Source organism: Anabaena sp. CA = ATCC 33047 (genome assembly GCF_963870205.1).
In the GTDB taxonomy this organism is placed as follows: Bacteria; Cyanobacteriota; Cyanobacteriia; order Cyanobacteriales; family Nostocaceae; genus Trichormus.
In genome coordinates, this window is sequence record NZ_CAWMSA010000043.1 from 177,297 (window position 1) to 196,661 (window position 19,365).

Here is a 19,365-nt window from a genome sequence, read left to right on the forward strand (position 1 = left end):
TTTAAATGCTGTTATTGATTAACCTATTTGTGATATCTGACGCACCCTACTAATATGCCAGTTGCGTAAGACCAGTATTATAGACTAACTACTAATTGTCCCGGTTAGCGGTGAACTAGCACTAGCGTAGGATTTGATAGGCATTCGCCCGGCGAGGTATGCTAAACGTCCGGCGACAGTTGCCAAATTCATGGCGGCAGCCATAGCGGCGGGATTTTGAGCCAGGGCGATCGCACTATTAATTAATAAAGCATCTGCGCCTAATTCCATCGCTTGAGACGCTTCTGAAGGTGCGCCAATCCCCGCATCTACAACTACCGGCACATTGGCATTCTCAATAATGATTTGAATATTCGCAAGTGTTTTTAAACCCTGCCCTGAACCAATAGGAGCAGCTAAAGGCATAACTGTAGCACAGCCTACTTCTTCTAACCGCTTGGCTAGCATCGGATCAGCATTGATGTAGGGTAGCACCGCAAAACCTTCTTTTACCAATTGTTCGGCGGCTTGCAACGTACCTATGGGATCAGGTAGTAAATATTTCTGATCTGGTATGACTTCTAACTTAACAAAATTATTATCTTCTTGTCCCAATAACTTCGCCATTTCTCTTCCCAAACGCGCCACCCGAATCGCCTCTTCTGCGGTTTGACAGCCGGCGGTATTGGGCAACATCCAGATTTTAGACCAATCCAAGGCCTCTGCTAAACTTTCATGACCAGGGGCTTTAGTTTGTACCCGTCTAACTGCTACTGTCACTATTTGGCAACCGCTAGCCTCAACACTTTGCTGCATTTCGTCAATGCTGCGGTATTTACCTGTACCAGTCATTAACCGCGAGTGGAAGCTTTTACCCGCGATAGTGAGTGGTGAGTCGGGAATCGGGAGTGGGGAGTGAGAAGTCAGAACTGGGGTGAGTTGGGAATGTCCGTTGGAAAAGTTGGCGGAATGGGTAAACATGGGGCTGGTAGATGGCTGTTGTTGACAGCGTGAATAGTGGAAGTGAGACAGTAGGGGATCTGATTTTTGTTCCCAGATAAAATCAGCAATCAGTGCGGCGGTGATAGGTGCTAGCAATATACCATTACGATAATGTCCAGTAGCCAAGGTCAGATTTGAGCAATGGCTAGCCCCTAAGATGGGTAATTCGTCAGGCGTGGCGGGACGATATCCCCACCAAAATTGTTCGATAGGATAATGCTGTAGTTGGGGATAGAGGCGGATAGCTCCTTGCAGTAAGGTTTGAATGCCCGCCGGGGTGTTGTGGGGAGTAAAACCAACATCTTCGCTGGTTGCACCAATAATAATAGACCGGTTGCGCCTGGGTACAATGTAAATATTATCACCAAATAAAACTCTTTTTAAGGGTAATTCGGTAACAGATTCGGGGACTCTGACGCTCAACATTTGCCCCTTGCGTGGCTGCACAGGTAGAGGTAATAAGTCATTTGCCCAAGCACCTGTAGCTAAAACATAATGTTCAGCCCGAATGACACCTGTGTTAGTTTGGACACCTACAACTTGTCCCTGTCGCTGTAAAAGTGCTTCGACTGTAATGCCGTCTTTGAGTTCCACACCCAGGGACTCAGCCGCACTCCACAGGACGCGTACTAAAGCGCGATTATCAACTTGGGCATCTTCTGGATACCACCAACCACCAACTACTTCTGCACCCAATCCTGGTTGATATTGATGGATAGCTGTTTGATCTAACCAGTATGCAGGTGAGTCTTCTTTATTCCCCTGCGCCTCTGCTTCCCTACTTCCCGACTGTTGATCAACTGGGGCGAGGATACCACAAGCCCAGTAACCAGTATTTAAACCTGTTAACTCTTCGAGTTTGGCTGTCCAGTCTGGATATAATGAACGCGATCGCCAGCACAGCGATTTCATGGCTGTATCGGTGATTTTTTCGGCATCAGGAGCCAACATCCCGGCGGCGGCGTGGGAAGCAGCCGCTTGGAAATCACGACAAAGCACGGTGACTTTAGCACCGCGCAATTTGAGTTCAACGGCGATCGCCAAGCCCATCACGCCGCCACCAATAATTAAAATGTCTCTAGTCATTAGTCAATAGTCATTTATTGTTAACTATTTATCATTAGTACAACTAATAACTCATAACTTGTAACCAATGACTATGACAAGCTGGGAGTGGGGGACTTTTAAATCAGAGGGAGTAGGGGAGAAGAACTATTACCCAGTCAAGAGTCCCCTCCTAACTCCTACCACAAAGCTCGAATTGGTTGTTTATTTTGATTCGACACAGTACCACTGGATGAGGTATCTGTAGATTGCTCGTCTGAGACGTTCTCTACAGAACTGTCCATTGATGAATCGTTGGGAGCGTTATTTTGAGCTACCCTAGTTCTGCTTGTAGAAGTGCGTTCTTCTTGGCTAACGCTGCCTGAGTTTTCAATGCTGTTAAAATCCTCTTGAGCCACATTACTTCTGCTTGCAGAGGTATTGTTTTCCGAAGCATTCGCATTACTCCTATTCCGACCGGCAGAGGAGCTATTAACATTAATGTTAGCGGGGAGTACCCTTGAGGTTTTGCCGTTGGGAGCATTATTAGAGGCGGTTTGTTGCTCACCTATAGGAAAATTAATACCGAGCATTGTACCCATTAAAATGGCCAAGCCTCCAGCCATGAGAATTAGCGGTGTCCATCTACCCATCTTGATTTTCTCCTGATTAACCTAACCTTCTGGTTGCCATACTACTTGAGAACCTTGACCCCAAAATCCGTCAAATTTACTGACTCGTACATCTCCTAAGACTTGAGTCTGACAAGCTAAACGCAGGTCTTTTGTAGGAGAATGGGGAGGAAGCGATCGCCGCGTTTTGTCGCGCCAATTCACCACCGACACCTCACCTTCTACTTTAACTGCACAAGTTCCACAACTACCAATACCGCGACAGTTGATGACCTGAGAACCGCCATTATAGAGGTCAATACCGTTTTTTAACAAAATCTTGCGTAAATTGGCTCCTCTATCGCACTCTATCGTTTTACCCTGAGCTATTACTTTAGGCATATTTTAATTACCACATAGTCTTTTTCTTGTATCTTGGCACATTGCATTTAAACTTTTATCCCAAGTTTTAGTCTTATGACCACAAATCCCTTACCCCACATCTGGCTTTATGACACCACACTACGGGATGGCACGCAGAGAGAAGGATTATCAGTTTCTATTGAAGACAAACTACGCATAGCCCACAGACTCGATGATTTAGGGATTCCTTTCATTGAGGGTGGCTGGCCGGGAGCCAACCCAAAGGATGTTCAGTTTTTCTGGCAACTACAAGAAAATCCGCTCAAACAAGCAGAAATTGTTGCATTTTGTTCAACTCGTCGTCCTCATACCAATGCTGCCGATGAAACAATGTTGCAAGCAATTTTGACGGCTGGTAGTCGTTGGGTAACGATTTTTGGCAAATCGTGGGATTTACATGTCACATCTGGTCTAAAGACCACTTTAGAGGAAAATTTGGCCATGATCCGCGATACCGTCGAGTTTTTTCGCTCTCAAGGGCGGCGCGTAATTTACGATGCTGAACACTGGTTCGATGGCTACAAACACAATCGTGATTATGCTCTCCAGACGTTAGAGGTAGCAATGGCAGCCGGTGCTGAATGGCTAGTCCTCTGTGACACTAACGGCGGTACTTTACCTGACGAGGTCAGTCAAATAGTTAAAGATGTTGTTCAGGCGACTCTTGAGTGGGGACTCTTGACTCTGAAGAAGCAGGGGGGCAGGGGAGCAGAGGAGAAAAATTCAATGCCCAATGCTCAATCCCCCATTCCCCAAATCGGTATCCATACTCATAATGATTCAGATACGGCGGTAGCAAATGCCCTAGCAGCAGTTATGGCAGGGGCAACAATGGTACAAGGTACAATCAACGGTTACGGTGAACGCTGCGGTAATGCTAACCTATGTTCACTTATTCCTAATTTACAACTAAAACTTGGTTATAGCTGTATTGCAGAACACCAGCTTAGTCAGTTGGCAGAAGCTAGTCGTTTTGTCAGTGAAGTGGTAAACTTAGCCCCTGATGAACATGCGCCTTTTGTGGGACGTTCGGCTTTTGCCCATAAGGGTGGTATTCATGTCTCGGCGGTGGAACGTAATCCCCTCACTTATGAACACATTCAACCCGAACAAGTAGGGAATCGTCGCCGCATTGTGATTTCTGAACAATCGGGCATGAGTAATATTTTAGCTAAAGCCCGTACTTTCGGCATTGAACTCGATAAGCAAGACCCCAGGGCTAGGCAAATTCTCCAGCGTCTCAAACAATTGGAAAGTGAAGGGTATCAATTTGAGGCGGCTGAGGCGAGTTTTGCCTTATTGATGTATGAAGCTTTGGGGGAACGACGACAGTTTTTTGACATCAAAGGTTTTCAAGTCCATTGTGACTTGGTGGAAGGCAAAGAATCTAGTAATGCCTTAGCCACTGTGAAAGTAGCTGTTAATGGTGAAAATCAACTAGAAGCTGCTGAAGGTAATGGCCCTGTGGCAGCGTTGGATGCTGCTTTACGCAAGGCTTTACTGAATTTTTATCCCCAATTGGCTAATTTTGAGTTAACTGACTACAAAGTGCGGATTCTCAATGGGCATCAAGGCACAGCATCAACAACTCGTGTACTGGTGGAATCAGGTAATGGTTCTCAACGCTGGGCGACGGTAGGCGTGTCTACAAATATCTTGGCTGCTTCCTATCAGGCGGTTGTTGAGGGTTTGGAGTATGGGTTATTGTTGCATTTTCTAGAAGCTAGAATTCAGGGGTTAGAGGTTAGAGGCTAGGGGCTATCTTTTTAACTTTTGGCTGATTGAGCGATCGCACAGCAATTATGATTTTGATTCCCACACCACAAATCAGCGCGATCGCTCAGTCCTACCTCAACACTCGATAGACGCATTCATCGCGTCTCTACAAGAAAAATCGCCGCTTTAACTAAATTTCTCCCAAGCTTGACTGACTAATTTACTCAGCCAGCGTCGTTGCTGCTGATCTAATAATGGGTCATCAGCTAGCAGTTGCGCGGTTAAATCTTCTAAAGAGCGTCCCTGAGAACGCATGATTTTAATGACTCCGGCGATCGCTGATGCTACTAATTCTTCATCCACTGGTTTTTGTTTTAAAGCAAAAATTTCTTGGGGACTGTTTGGAATGGGATAATTCATGGCGTGGGTTTATAAAATTACAAAATGAATCAAAAAATTTGACAATTTTTTAAAAAATCTTTACCGAATCATTATGGAAACCAATAGGGCGGAGTCTAGCGTACTTGATGCCTTTCCCATATCTGCCTGAATAAGTAGATTTCGCGGAGATATTAGAAAAACATGAAAGAAATCCTCTATCTTGAAGTTCCGATTCCAGATACAACAACTGTACGCAGTTGGCTGCAAATAGAATTTAACCCCGGAAGTTGGGACAAAGTGCTGACTCCAGATGGATTCCGCCTGAAATTATCTAGTAAATATACAACAGGTGGGGCTAATTTTTCCGAACAATTACCGAAAGAAATTTCTGTATTTGTTTGGTCTGTCCAAAGAACCACTTATCTTAAGGTGTTTCGTTGGGCAGACAAGCCACTGCCCCAAGAGCAAGAATTCCTACAACGCTTAACTACGGAAATTAGAAGCCGGTTTCCCAATCAATACCCAGAACCACCAGCGATTGATTTATCCCAGCAATCAATTTTTGAGGCTTTAGCACCTGACTATCCCCTGACGGTAAAATATTTCCAAAAAATGCCCAATGGAGAATATGATCTCCAGCGCGCTTATTGGTGGGAACAAAGATGGCGCGAAGGGGTAAGAAATCCACAGCAACCCCGTCAGGTAGTGTTTTCACACACAGATGACAGACAAATTAATTCAAAAGTCAAGAATTCTGGGGAAAAAATCTCCCCTGCCTCCCCTACCTACGATTTAATTTACATCGGTGGCGCATTAGGGGCGATTCATGCGGCGGTGATGGCGAAACTGGGGTACAAAGTGCTACTGGTGGAACGTCTACCTTTTGGGCGGATGAATCGGGAATGGAATATTGCCCGTGATGAAATTCAAAGTTTGGTTAACTTGGGTTTGGTGACACCAGCCGAGTTAGAAAAGATTATTGCTAGGGAGTATAAGGACGGATTCAATAAGTTTTTTGATGGTAATAATCCCGCCAAATTGCGATCGCCTGTTTTACACACCCCCACAGTGCTAAATTTAGCTTTAAACTCAGATACATGGCTGCAAATGTGCGGCGAAAAGCTAAAAGCCGCAGGTGGGGAAATTTGGGATGAGACAGAATTTTTACGTGCAGATATTGATGACTCTCAAGTTGTAGTCACTCTCCAGCATTTACCCACTCAAGCAGAAAAACAAGTGAGTGGGCGACTGTTAGTCGATGCAATGGGAACAGCTTCCCCCATCGCTTGGCAATTAAACGGTGGACGGGCTTTTGATAGTGTTTGTCCTACAGTGGGGGCTGTGATTGACGGCGGTTTAGCACCGGAAGTATGGGATTCTGACTATGGAGACGTACTTTATAGCCACGGTGATATTTCACGGGGTAGACAGTTGATTTGGGAATTATTTCCCGGTGCGGGTGCAGAATTGACGATTTATCTGTTTCATTATCATCAAGTCAATCCCAAAAATCCCGGTTCTTTGCTGGAGATGTATGAAGATTTCTTTACTATCTTGCCAGAGTATCGCCGTTGTGATATGGAGAAGTTAGTTTGGAAAAAACCGACATTTGGCTACATACCGGGACATTTTAGTGTGAGTGATAGCGATCGCCAAGTGGCATTTAATCGATTAATCGCCATTGGTGATGCAGCTTCTCTACAATCTCCTCTTGTTTTTACGGGCTTTGGTTCCCTAGTTCGCAACTTAGAACGGTTAACCACCCTGTTAGATATTGCCCTCAAACATGATTTATTAACTTTCCGCCACTTAAACCGCATTCGTGCTTATCAAAGCAATGTGTCTGTAACTTGGCTGTTTTCTAAAGGGATGATGGTTCCTACCGGGAAATTTTTACCACCCCAGCGCATTAACTCCATGTTAAATACCTTCTTTGGGCTATTAGCAGATGAACCCCCAGAAGTAGCCGACAATTTCATCAAAGATAAATGTGATTGGTTCACCTTTAACCGTTTAGCACTGAAAGCAGCCCGCAAAAATCCGGCTTTGCTGTGGTGGATTTGGGAAATGGCCGGGGCTAAAGATTTACTACGATGGTTAGGGAGCTATATTAATTTTGCTCGTTACGCCCTAGTTAGCGTCTTGCTGTTTGCATGGTTTCCGGGCTTTTTAGCGTGGAGTAAACCTTGGCTAGAAAATAAGTATCCCGCCTTGTGGTTGCGACTATTAGCTATTAATTACGCTATCACCACAGGCAGACCGCGATCGCCCCATGAATTCGTCAATTCCAACTCAACAAAAGTCATGCAAACACCAAAAACCGGAATGATGAATTAATCCCAAGTCAATAGTCAATAGTCAGTTGACTGTTGACTGTTGATTGTTGACTAATGATTAATAACTAATAACTACTGACCATTTGGCTTATTAAAATTTGGTAGTTCTACTGAAGCTAAAGATTGACGCTTCTTGCGTTGGTGCTGGGGATAAATCACTGGTGAAGGTGATGTACTATCCTCAGCATATTTATCTTGATCTAATGAATTCGGCGGTAAATCAGTCAATGGTGCCACCTCTTCCACAGGATTATTTGGTGCTGCAACAGTTTGCTGACTGGGGAAGACATTAAATGACAAAGTTGATGGTGTGGCAGGATTTACTTCTGGCGATGGTTCTAATGGTTGTTCTGATGGGGTGTTTGGTATCTCATCGACTTCCCCATCGCTAGCCCAAGAGTTGAATAAGGGCTGAACCACGGGATTTTGGTTTAAATTGGGCTGGGGTGTAGACGCTTGTGATGCTACAGACTCTGACTGAGAAGCAAAAAACATTTGAATCAAACTATCTATTTGCTGATCTAAGTCTGAGGATGAACTGACAGCAGAAACTTCTTCGGGCGTAGTTTGAGCATCATCATCTATGGTTGCCTGTGACTCAGGTGGTTGTGCTGGGGTGGGTGCTTCTTCCTGGGCTGGCCAATTCCACAGAGAATCAGAGGGGGGATTAGGGGTAGAGTAATGACTACTAAATGGTGTTGGTGCTGGTGGTTCACTCCACACAGGAGGATTCTCAGGAGGTGGTTCTGGCTGTGGGGATTCTGGTTCTGCTGACCAAGGTTTAATAGGCTGGGCGTTGGGGAATAAAGAGCGAGCTTTTTTAGTAAATCGGCTTTTGAAGTTGGCTGTATTTTCGGTACTATGAGCAGATTTGGCTTTTGAATCGTCGCTGGGGATAGATGTATCTAAACATTTTTCCAGGGCTGCTTTGAATTGTAAGGTTTGGCGTTGTTGTCGCATCAACCTAGTACGTAACTCTCGACAAACATTTTCCGACTGTACGATTTGTTGAGATTGTTCGTTATAGTTAGTTTGTAGTAAGGCACATTCGCGTTCTAACTGAGCAATGCGCTGTTGGCTAATTTGTAGTTGTGCTTTATAACTTTCAATCAGAATTTCTTGACGCTGTACGGTGGTGGTAGCCGTTTCTAACTGTTGGAATAGAGATTGGATTTGTTCTTGGGCGGCGGATAGTTCTTGGGTTTGCTGATTGAGCATCGACTCAGTGACGCTATAACGTTTTTTGTGCCACTGTAAAGATTTGTCTGTTTCAGCTAAATCATCTTTAAGATGTTCCACTTGCTGATATAATTCATTATTCGCGGTTCGCAATTCTTCATTTAGTGCCAGCAGCTTTTGAAATTCATCATTCACTTGTGTTTGTGTTTCGCTCTCAAGCTCTACCACCCAATCTTTTTGAGTGGTTTTATCCTGCTTAAAATCAGCAACTTGTGTATGCTCCTGTTCATTTGCGGCTGGCTTGAGGAGTGGCACATTTGCAACTGTGGTATTTGCAGCAGGCACAACTGTATAAAAGGGACAAATCGTCTGTTGTGGTTGTAGAGAATTATCAGCAGAATTAAAAGATTCCATCACAGCCCTGTAGTTTGAGGTGTCAGCTTCATTCATCACTCTTGAACCACCCACTGAACAACATTCGGCATTACTATCGTTGAACAGTGCATATCAACTGCCTAGGGGTTGATTGTTAAGCCAAGTTAGGCTTGCCCCTAGTATGAGTGTTCGCGCTCATTCATTAATTAGTGTTTCCCATGTTGTCTAACTAACTGATGCCGTTATAACATTAAGAACTTACCCCTCGTCAACCTGAGATATGGCGGGGGTTTCGAGTTTAAATGCTACAAATATATAAACCGCAGTACAGATACTTAATATCAGGTAGGTACTGGCTTGGCTGGGATAAACAGTTATGTGGTAGTTGCTCGCTGGTACAAATTCAAACGCTGGAGAAACACTAGCTCTGTATCTAATTTAGCAAATAGTTATTCGAGAAAAACAAGAAAAAAAGGCAAAAATTTAAAATTCTTTTGCCTTTCACTTTTGAATTTTTAACTTTTTTTATGGTAGCCACCGGGGATGAAATCCCACTAAAGGTAGTTTTTCTGGCTGAATACTGCTGATGGCATTGTCAGAAATGGGTAGTAGGGGCATTAACCACAGACTACTGGTAGCGATCGCCTCGCCGTCATCGGTTTTTAAGTTGTTGGGCGATGTTGGTATAGGATTCTCTTGAGGAATTATTTGGTCAAATAGCAAAGCCAAACCATCAGGGGCTAAAGTCATTTGTACGTTTCTTTGTCCGACAGGTAACACCAATAATGGTTTCTGCTGTTGCGTTTTCAGGTCAATTGCCACTAAGTAAGGCTGTTCTATATACTCTGTTTGAGAGATAAGTTGTGTTAACAAGCAGTAGAGAGTCGGTGAACCTGGATCAAACTGGCAGCTGAGAATCGAGCCGGTAGTTTTTAACAAAGACTTCTGTGTGCCTTGGTTTGTCACTAAGAATAAATCTCTTGTGAAATCTGTATTAAACTTGACCATTGCTGCTTGAGAGCCATCTTTGGAGAATGCCTGTACTAGCCCAAACTGGGGTAGAAAATCTAGGGGTTTACTGGCATCGGGTTGTAGCGGTAGGATGGCTGCACCTTGTCCTTGGGCTACGGCTACGGCTTTGCTATCGGGAGTAATTAAAAAGTCTCCTCCTGGCTGACTTTGCAACCTTTGAGGTTGAGGTTGTTCACCGGGTTTGTTGTTGGCTGGCATAAACCACAGTCCAAAGTCACTGGGATTATTTCTATTTCCCCGTTGTACAACTATGGTTTCGCCATCAGGCGACAAGTCAAATTTGAGGTTTTGATAGTCTTTATTATTTAAAACTAGGTCAACTTTACCGGCTGCGGCTGTTGGTTTGTCAGTTTTAGCTGGAATTCCGGTTGTGACGGTGTACAGTTGCGCTGACAGTAAATCTTGGTTATTGCTAGCACGAGCCGAAAAGAGAATTTTTTCCCCATCTGGAAATGGTTTAAAGTCCATTACTACCAAATCTTTTGGGGTAAGTAATTTTTTTTGTTCTTTGGTCAAGTTATACAGGACTAAGCGTCCTTTGTCTTGTGCGTCGGCTCCTATGTACATCAGAACGCGATCGCGTGTGCGAAATTGACCCGTAAATGGCTCAATTATCCGATTTGAGGCTTCTGTTTGGGAGAACTTATCTTTAGCTCCCTGTAACTGTACTTTATAATTTGCACCATAAGGTGCTGGTGTCAACAGAGTATAAACCATCCGTCGCCCAGCCCAACTAAATTTACCCGCTAAAGGTGGGTCAATTTTTAAGTTTTCCTCAACGCTTTTGACATCCATCGGACGGCTAAAGGTAAAGGTAAAAGAAATATCATCTGCACCAATTTGTTGATTTTGCCAACTAAAATCTCGCACACGCGGCACAACAACATCGCCTTGCAAAATCAGGAAGCCAATCAGTAGACTCAGCAGCAACATCAAGGCGATCGCTACCCGATCTAATGGTTGGAAAAATGCTTTGGTAGTCATTAGTCATTAGTTATTAGTCATTAGTCATTAGTCATTAATTGCTCTCCTCCGCTCCTCCTCTCTCTCATCTCCCTCAATTAATAACTATAGGGATTCTGCGGTTGGGGAATCTTTGTCAAGGATTTGGCGGCAATAGTGAGTTGACGTTTACCATTGATAGTTTCTGTGATCATTTGCCCTTCTATTTCTAGCCAAGTGTCGGGAGAATATCTTTCTTGATTATTGCTGAGTTTCACGGGTAAACCGATAGGATAAGCATCTGCGGCACAACAAGTCAGCACAAATCTGGCGATGAATATATACTCTTTGCCTATGTCTGGTGGGTGGATGACAAATCCTTGCACCTTGGCTTTTTGACCTGTGTATGCGTCTGGTTCTGGATAGACGCTGAGTGTACGCACCCAGTCTACAAGCGATCGCTCTTCTGGACGAATAGCAGCACGAAATGATTGGGGTTGAACACGAGATGTTGTTAATAAGTCGGTAACACCCTTTTGGAGTGCTTTATCACTGGCAAATACTTGTGGTGTAATGGTTAAGCCTAGAATTGCTGAGATTAACAACAAGCTACTACCCAAACCAGGGGCAAAAAAATTAACGTGTTGGGCGTTGGGCGTAACTTCCCGTTTGCGCTTTCGTTGTCGCCAAAGTTCTTGGGCTTTCAATAAACCAACGATGAGCAAAGCTATACCACCGGCTACCACTAACCCAAAGAAATTGGGGTGAATCAACAAGTACAGCTTGCCAGTTAGCCAATATCTCAACATCAACACACCCCAAGCTATGATTGCCAACACATCCAGCCAGGGAATTAACCGATTTGGAGCCTGAGATTTAGTCATGAGTGATTAGTTATTAGTCATTAGTTATTAGTCATTAGTCATTAGTTTTTCTCCTCCGCTTCCTGCCCCCTGCCTCCCCTGTTTCCCTATCCTCCTGCTGCTTAAGAGTTTCCATTCCCTATTTCTCATGTCAAAATACGTGCAAGTTAACAAACAGGGTGAACAAAAATGTCAGTTGTCCGGCTAAGGCAAATAAGTAGAAGATAGTTTTGGGTTTGAACATGGATAACATCAAGCCGACACTTTTGATGTCAATCATGGGGCCAAAAACCAAAAATGCTAATAGCGAACCAGTGCTAAACGCTGAGGCGAAAGACAGGGCAAAAAAGGAATCGACTGTGGAACAAATTGAGACAACGGCGGCTAATACTAGCATGACTAGAATTGAGGTAATCGGGCCAGCACCGAGACTGAGAATCAAATCGCGGGGGGCTAAAACTTGAATTGCTGCCGCGATCGCACTACCTAAAACCATCACTCCCCCTAATTCCCGTAACTCTTGGATAGCATTATCTAGGGCTAGGCGGAGTTTGTCTGCTGCTGGTTTACTGGTGGTGATAGCAGCCTCATTGCTGGGGGCGAGATTAGCATCTAATTTTGTGGTGATCCCGGCTCTACCGCCTAAAATATAAGTGCCAGAACGTAACATATTTGGTGTGTTGGCGGTTTGTTGTCTGGGCTGATTTCTGCCCCGGCGTTTTGCTTCCGGTTTAGGTGGGGGGTTAAATTTTAAATAACGGGCGATCGCCGGTTGAACTATAGGCTGCAAGTCTGTTTGAAAACTGAAAACACAACCAATAATCGTGGCAATTAACAAGGAAAATACTACTCGTAACACTACCATTTCTGGCTGATCACGAAATGCTGTCCAGGTAGCCCAAATCACAATCGGGTTAATTGTGGGTGCTGCTAGTAGGAAACCAACTGCTACTGGTGTGGGTACTCCTTGCATCAGCAATCGCCTGGCTACCGGCACATTGCCACATTCACACACCGGAAACAAAAAGCCCACCATACTGCCGACTAAAGCTCCCATGAAGGGGTTTCTGGGCATTATTTCTACTAATTTGCGCTCATCTACAAAAAACAGCAGCAAACTAGAGAATAAAACCCCTAGCAGCAAAAAAGGCATCGCCTCGACTAGCAGACTCAAAAATATAGTGAAACCATTGTTCAGTTGATTCATGGGTGTCGCAGTCAAAAGCGGTTTGGATTTTTTAGGATATGCTTAGTCATTCTATCGGAATCGGGATCAAACACATTTAGCTGTCATGAAACATATTTAAACTGAGATTAATGTTTATCTTCGGCTCTGTGTTATCCTCAAGCACTATTTGCACTCTCTAGTGGTAAACAACGATTTTTATGGGAGTGGATGCGATGATCATGACCATTGCTAAGATTGTTGAATCTCCAGAATAGTTCCGAATGTGCTGATCAGCCATCTCACGACATCAAGTTTTATTAACTAATATTTATACTTACGGCAAATTGGGTCTTGAGTGTGTTAACTTCTGAGCATTTTCATCAAGAATTCATAGTTTTTCAAAATTTGGGGATCACTGTGAGTTGTTAATATCAATGATTTTGCTGAGTTCTGGGAGAAGCGATCATTTTGGGCGGATAGGTTGAATTTCTACTATAAAAACACTCAGCTTGCAAGTCCTATCTGGAAAAATTTGCCATTTATGTGAAAAAATTGTGGCGAAAACTATCAGGTTTCTAGTGATGGGTGATGTCCCTGACTCTACTGCTGTAGCAGGTTTACCGCCTTGATTCTCAGCAGTAACTATAGCCGCTAAAAAATTAGCTGATTTTTTGCCAGTCTTGAGCAATGTATAAGTATACCGTGTCACAAGAGTTTTTTTCTCGAATATCACCTCCCGTGTTATCTGTGGGTAGCGATCGCGATTTGCGTCTAGATTCCACGCTGCAAGAACTACCAATGTACACTTTTACAGTCGAAATTAGCTGTATCGGTGCAGAGGTAGGAAAATATTTTGACAAATATCCCTTACTACCAGGGGCTATTATGGTGGAACAGGGGCAGTTCTTCGGGATGATTTCCCGACGGCGACTATTAGAGTTTTTGCTGCGTCCCTATGGACAAGATTTATTTACCACAGAATCCCTTGAGGCTCTGTATAGTTACGCTCGGACAGCGATTTTGTTGTTACCGGAGACAACGCCCATTTTAACAGCAATGCAGCATAATCTCAGGCGATCGCCGGAATTTTTGGCTGAACCTATTGTCATCCAAACAGCCGAAAATACCTACAAATTATTAGATACCCATGAATTGAATATTGCTGCTTGGCAAATTCGCGGCATAGAAACTCAGGTACGGTATGAACGCAGCCAAGCCCAAATGATTCAAAATGATAAAATGGCTAGTTTGGGCAGGTTAGTAGATGGGGTAGCCCACGAAATTTTAGACCCCTTAAATTTTATCTGGGGTAACTTAACTCATATTTCTAATTACAGCCAAGATTTACTCAAACTCATAGCTGCTTACGAAGATAATTTCCCTCAAGGTTCTGAGACGATAAATGCTTTAAAAGAAGAAATAGAATTTGATTATTTAGAACAAGATTTATCTAAAGCCATCAACAGCACTCGTACTGGAGCAGAAAGATTAAAAAAACTTGTCACTAGCTTACAAAATTTTTGTCATATTGATACAGTTTACCCTAAACCAGTAGACTTACACGCTTGTATTGATAGTATTGTAATTTTAATTAAAAGCCATTTAAAAGAAGAAATTACCATCATTAAAAACTACGGTCAACTCCCACCAGTGTCTTGTTTTATGGGGCAGTTGTACCAAGTTTTAATGAACATTTTTACGCAAGCTGTAGATAATTTATTAGATGAGGCAGTCCGGCAACAATTACAACCAGAAACCAACCAAAATCCTAAAAAAGCCACAATTGAAATTACTACAGAAGTGATTTCTCAAACTAATAATTTACCATCTGGTAAAGGCTCTCGCTGGGTATCAATTTGTATTGCTGATAATGGCCCTGGAATGTCCGAAGAGTTACAAAAACAGATGCTCGACAATTTAACTGTAGAAAAAAGAGCCGATAAAGAAACCAGTTTCGCAGTTAGTTATCGAATTATTACCGCAAGACATGGAGGCCAACTAAATTTTAGTTCACAACCAGGTAAAGGTACAAAATTTCAAATCTTGTTACCTTTGGTTTAGTCATTAGTCATTAGTCATTAGTCATTAGTCATTAGTCATTAGTCATTAGTCATTAGTCATTAGTCATTAGTCATGAGTTTTTCTGCCCTCACTCCCACCCTGCGGGTGAATCCTACGGATACGCTGCGCGAGCGCGTAGAGTCTCTGTTCGCGGAGCGTCCCGTAGGGAAAGAGAAGCAAGCTACATCTCCCCCCACTCCCTCATCTCCCCTGCTTCTTCCTAGCCTCCACTCATTTCTCCCCAATCTTTAATTACAGAAAACAGGGCAGAGTAATCGTCATTGGCGAATGACACTTTCATTGCTGTTTGCAAAATTTTCTGTACAGTTTCGATAGTGCTAAGATCCAAACCTAGAGATTGAGCTTCAGAAATAAACAAATCTGTATCTTTAAGTAAATGCTTGGTGGGAAAATTCGGATTGCTGTAGTCGCCGGATAACATCCTTGATAGCTTTTTGTCAAAAGTAGGGGCGTAAAGCGCACTGTCGCGTAATACTTGCATAAACAAGTCTACATCAACACCTTGATGCTGCACAAAAGCCAAGCTGAGAGCAAAGCTAGTAGTTAAGGAGGCAATTAATTGATTTAAAGCTAATTTCAAAGCTGCCGCAGTTCCCACAGGCCCGATTAACACCGGTTCTGGATCAAAATTTTTCAGTAAATCCAAGTAACGTTGATACTGTTCAGGTTTAGCACCTACCATCACCTTCAGCTTACCTGCTTTAGCTTCGGGGATGCTACCCAATACGGGTGCTTCCATATATTCACCACCACCACCAATTACAGAATCTCGAATTTCTTGGCTTTGTGAGGGGGTGATAGTTCCCATCTGGATGATTGTGCGCCCTTCTAGGGTGCGCCAAGAAGTATCCGAAAGCAATACATGATAGATTGCTGCGGCGTTAGTCAGCATGAGAATCACACACTCAGCATCCCGAATCGCATAACGGGGGTGTGTTACTACTTCCGCACCAGCTGCTTGCAGGGGTGCTAGTTTTTCTGGGGTGCGGTTATAGGCAACTACCTGTATATTTGCTTCTATCAATCTTTGGGCCATTGGTAGTCCCATGAGTCCAGTTCCCAGAAATGCCACCTTCATTGTTGATGTTCCTTTAGTACAGCGTAGGTGTAGCCAGTTTTATAGATGATTGTGCCATCTTGCGATGGTAGGTTAGGAAGTAGCTATTGGATGGTTCACCAAATTTTCTACTCCCTATACCCGGATCTAGCAATCAGCCACCTGCGGCAAAACTAGCCATAATCAAGACTGAAAGCAAGATTCCGGGACTCAATAGTGTTACTAGCATTAACATGTCATGAGCAGACATAATGATTACTCCCCTCTGATGCTCGATTTGATTGTAATCACTGTTATGCTAGTCCATCTCAAGGGAATACAGCATTCTTACAGAGAGTTTTAAGTTTTCACACCCAGTTGAAAAAGGATTTGGGAGTAGGTATTTAGCATTGCTAAACCCGTACAGGCGTAGGGTATGTACCTTTTTCATGTTTGGTTGTGAGATTTTCTGGTGAATGGTTTACTGATACAGGAATTACGCTACAAGATTTTTTGTTGACCTTTATACCTAAGTGCCACATTTTTGATTGTGGGTTACTCACAGGTCTGTCTTATTGTACCAAAAAACCTTTATAAAAATTTCCTGTTTAATACGGCACGGTTAAACCTTTTAAGGTGGGGTAAGAGTCTTTCTCTAAACCCTTGCTTTGAATTAAAACGCCAAAGTTGCCCATTCCCATAGGATCAATCAATTGGTGTAGTGACTCGCGACGTTGCAGCAATTGCGAAAGTGGGATGTTTTGCTGGGAGAGGGTAGAAATGCGATCGCCTAAACCCAAAGCCATTAAAAACAACCCTTGCTGAATAAAACCGACTGTTTCTAAACCACAATGCTCACCCCATCGTTCCAAGGCGGTAAAATCAACATGGGCTGTAATATCTTGCTGCCCAATATTGATGTAGGGATTGTTGTGATGACGATGGTGATAGTAGCACTGTAGCGTTCCTTGCGATCGCCTGGGGTTGTAGTATCTGTTGGCAGGGTAGCCATAATCAATTGTTAACACATAGCCACGCTGCAAGCGGTCAGCTACTATACTCAACCAATCTAAAGCAGCTAAATTAATCTCACTGCGGTAGCCATCCTCATAACCACCTTGAGTGATGTTAACCCCGACTAAATCAAAATACTCAGCTAGCTTGGGTGTAGAAAGTTCGCCGGTGACTTCTGTAAATGAGGGGGATGAGGGGGATGAGGGGGATGAGGGGGAAACGAAAAAGTTTTCTGCTTGATTTTCTTTTACTTCCTCATCTTCCCGCACAGTGACATAAATCTCTCGCAGTTCACCCGACTCTAAGATAAACTGATGTACTGGCAAAGCATCGACTAATTCATTCGAGAAAAAGCAGCCAACAATCGAGTTAGATGACATCTCCTCCCAGCGACACCAACGCACCGGAAAATCTTGCAGACGTTGCTGTTGTTCTTGCTTTAAGCCGGGAGATTTTTCCACAATAATGTACTGCAAAGCTGCAAAAAAATCAGGATAATGCTGCTGAGTGTATTCTAGAATATGCACAGCCAACAGACCTTGACCTGCACCCATTTCTACCAAATGAAAAGGTACAGGTTGTCCCAAAATTTCCCACATTTGCCAAAATTGTACTGCTAATAATTCCCCAAAATCAGACCCAAGATTGACCGAAGTAAAAAAATCACCACCCTTAAACCCAAATTTCACCCTATTACTAGAATAATAACCATATTCAGAGTGATATAACACCAAATCCATATACTCAGCAAAAGTAATTCGCCGTTGGGGACTGGCAAAAATACAATCAACAATGACTTGATACAACGCCAAAATAGAATTCATACTCAAATTAAACTCTGCGTACCTCCGCGTTTCCTCCGCGCCCCTCTGCGTTTTTTTCCCTCTCACATCAAAACCAAATTATCCCGATGAATCACAGTTTCCGCGCCAGCATAACCCAAAATTGCCGGAATCTCTCTAGAATGACACCCGCGAATTTGTTGTAATTCATTGCTGCTGTAATTAACAAGCCCCCTAGCAATTTCCTTACCGTGAGTGTCGCACAACTGCACAGCATCCTGTGTATCAAATTCACCCTCAACAGTTTTAATCCCAGCCGCTAATAAAGATTTACCAGCTTCCACGATAGCAGCGATCGCACCCGCATCTAAATATAACTTCCCAGCCGGCACAAGTCCGTAGGCTATCCAACGTTTACGGGCTGAGGTTGGTTCTGGTTGGGGGAGAAAATGAGTACCTATCGCTTCCCCTTGTAAAATTTTGCTGATATTTTGAGGAAATCGCCCTTGAGTAATCACGGTACGCACTCCGGCAGCGATCGCAATTCTGGCCGCCGAGATTTTTGTTACCATCCCCCCAGTACCCCATTGCGAACCTTGAGAGCCTGTTTGTACCTGTAAGTCTGCCAGTTCTTTCATGTTAGTCACTAAAGAAATGGGTTGAGCATCCGGGACTGCACGGGGGTCGGCTGAGTACAATTTATCTACGTCGGTCAGTAAAAATAACCAGTCTGCTTCTACAAGGCTAGCAACTAATGCCGAAAGTGTATCATTGTCGCCGAATTTCAGTTCATCAACGGCTACAGTATCGTTTTCATTGACTACAGGAATTACTCCTAATCCCAGCAGTTCACCAAATGTATTGTAAACATTCAGGTAGCGGCTACGTTGGACTAAATCGCTGCGTGTGAGCAAAACTTGGGCTATGGGTTGTTGTAAGGTGGTGAATAAATCATCATACACCCGCATTAATCGCCCTTGACCAACTGCGGCTACTGCTTGTTTAAGTGCGATCGCTTTCGGACGTTCGGTTAAACCTAAACGCGCACAACCCACTCCCACCGCCCCAGAGGAGACTAAAATGACACGATTTCCCTGCTGTCTTAAATATGTCAGGGTTTCTGCTAAGGTGGCGATCGTTGACAGTGCTAGTTGTCCATTTTCAGGTTGAGTTAGGCTAGATGTACCGATTTTGACAACAATTGTTTTAGTCATTAGTCAGCCCCTTCGGGGAATTCAAAATTCTTGCATTCAAAAATAAATTTACAAATGTAGTAGAGACGTTGCATGCAACGTCTCTACATAGCAACGTCTCTACATAGCGCAAAACGTCAACCCTTACATAGATTCAGGGCTGACGCTTGGCTGCTTTATATTTATTTACTATGAGCTAGAGTCTTT

15 protein-coding genes are annotated in these 19,365 nt (G+C 43.6%); 3 read left to right on the forward strand and 12 right to left on the reverse strand.

The window, feature by feature from the left end:
• Positions 1-84: 84 nt before the first annotated feature.
• The 3 genes from thiO to AACS98_RS11840 form a co-directional block, all read right to left on the reverse strand.
• Entirely contained in the window at positions 85-2,067 is a 1,983-nt protein-coding gene (gene thiO, locus AACS98_RS11830) for a glycine oxidase ThiO (RefSeq protein ID WP_066379986.1), read from the reverse strand.
• Positions 2,068-2,225: 158 nt separating this feature from the next.
• On the reverse strand, positions 2,226-2,678 hold the full coding sequence (locus AACS98_RS11835; protein WP_066379988.1) for a hypothetical protein: 453 nt from the start codon (positions 2,676-2,678) through the stop codon (positions 2,226-2,228).
• A 21-nt stretch (positions 2,679-2,699) separates the two neighbouring features.
• Positions 2,700-3,038, reverse strand: coding sequence for a 2Fe-2S iron-sulfur cluster-binding protein (locus tag AACS98_RS11840; RefSeq protein WP_066379989.1), 339 nt, complete (start codon positions 3,036-3,038; stop codon positions 2,700-2,702).
• Between the two features lie 75 nt (positions 3,039-3,113).
• Here AACS98_RS11840 and cimA point away from each other — a divergent pair, with 75 nt between their 5' ends.
• The gene (gene cimA / locus AACS98_RS11845) at positions 3,114-4,814 is read left to right on the forward strand and encodes a citramalate synthase (protein WP_066379991.1); all 1,701 of its coding nucleotides are present in this window, start codon (positions 3,114-3,116) and stop codon (positions 4,812-4,814) included.
• Between the two features lie 147 nt (positions 4,815-4,961).
• Here cimA and AACS98_RS11850 read toward each other — a convergent pair whose 3' ends face one another.
• Positions 4,962-5,195 carry a hypothetical protein gene (locus tag AACS98_RS11850; protein ID WP_066379994.1) on the reverse strand — a complete coding sequence of 78 codons (234 nt, stop codon included), beginning with the start codon at positions 5,193-5,195 and terminating at the stop codon, positions 4,962-4,964.
• A gap of 162 nt (positions 5,196-5,357) precedes the next feature.
• Here AACS98_RS11850 and AACS98_RS11855 point away from each other — a divergent pair, with 162 nt between their 5' ends.
• On the forward strand, positions 5,358-7,493 hold the full coding sequence (locus AACS98_RS11855) for an NAD(P)/FAD-dependent oxidoreductase (RefSeq protein ID WP_066379995.1): 2,136 nt from the start codon (positions 5,358-5,360) through the stop codon (positions 7,491-7,493).
• A 71-nt stretch (positions 7,494-7,564) separates the two neighbouring features.
• On the opposite strand, the gene AACS98_RS11860 is transcribed toward AACS98_RS11855, so the two are convergent.
• The 5 genes from AACS98_RS11860 to AACS98_RS11880 all read right to left on the reverse strand — a co-directional run bounded on the left by AACS98_RS11860 (position 7,565) and on the right by AACS98_RS11880 (position 13,760).
• Positions 7,565-9,121: a hypothetical protein gene (locus AACS98_RS11860; protein WP_197480135.1), complete on the reverse strand. Its 1,557-nt coding sequence runs from the start codon at positions 9,119-9,121 to the stop codon at positions 7,565-7,567.
• 450 nt (positions 9,122-9,571) lie between these two features.
• Entirely contained in the window at positions 9,572-11,062 is a 1,491-nt protein-coding gene (locus AACS98_RS11865; protein WP_066379996.1) for an Ig-like domain-containing protein, read from the reverse strand.
• A 77-nt stretch (positions 11,063-11,139) separates the two neighbouring features.
• Positions 11,140-11,904 carry a TIGR03943 family putative permease subunit gene (locus tag AACS98_RS11870; protein WP_066379997.1) on the reverse strand — a complete coding sequence of 255 codons (765 nt, stop codon included), beginning with the start codon at positions 11,902-11,904 and terminating at the stop codon, positions 11,140-11,142.
• A 130-nt stretch (positions 11,905-12,034) separates the two neighbouring features.
• A complete protein-coding gene (locus AACS98_RS11875) occupies positions 12,035-13,090 on the reverse strand; it encodes a permease (protein WP_066379998.1) in 1,056 nt (351 codons plus the stop codon).
• Between the two features lie 424 nt (positions 13,091-13,514).
• Complete coding sequence (locus AACS98_RS11880; protein ID WP_156481604.1) at positions 13,515-13,760, reverse strand: hypothetical protein; 246 nt, start codon at positions 13,758-13,760, stop codon at positions 13,515-13,517.
• Here AACS98_RS11880 and AACS98_RS11885 point away from each other — a divergent pair.
• Complete coding sequence (locus AACS98_RS11885) at positions 13,754-15,112, forward strand: sensor histidine kinase (protein WP_066380099.1); 1,359 nt, start codon at positions 13,754-13,756, stop codon at positions 15,110-15,112. The two genes, AACS98_RS11880 and AACS98_RS11885, sit on opposite strands and share 7 nt — an antisense overlap.
• A 220-nt stretch (positions 15,113-15,332) precedes the next feature.
• Here the strand turns inward: AACS98_RS11885 and AACS98_RS11890 are convergent, their stop codons facing one another.
• The 3 genes from AACS98_RS11890 to proB all read right to left on the reverse strand — a co-directional run bounded on the left by AACS98_RS11890 (position 15,333) and on the right by proB (position 19,179).
• Complete coding sequence (locus AACS98_RS11890; RefSeq protein ID WP_066380004.1) at positions 15,333-16,211, reverse strand: NAD(P)-dependent oxidoreductase; 879 nt, start codon at positions 16,209-16,211, stop codon at positions 15,333-15,335.
• A 566-nt stretch (positions 16,212-16,777) separates the two neighbouring features.
• Complete coding sequence (locus AACS98_RS11895) at positions 16,778-18,007, reverse strand: class I SAM-dependent methyltransferase (protein ID WP_066380006.1); 1,230 nt, start codon at positions 18,005-18,007, stop codon at positions 16,778-16,780.
• A 62-nt stretch (positions 18,008-18,069) separates the two neighbouring features.
• Entirely contained in the window at positions 18,070-19,179 is a 1,110-nt protein-coding gene (proB, locus tag AACS98_RS11900; protein ID WP_066380007.1) for a glutamate 5-kinase, read from the reverse strand.
• Between the last annotated feature and the right edge of the window lie 186 nt (positions 19,180-19,365).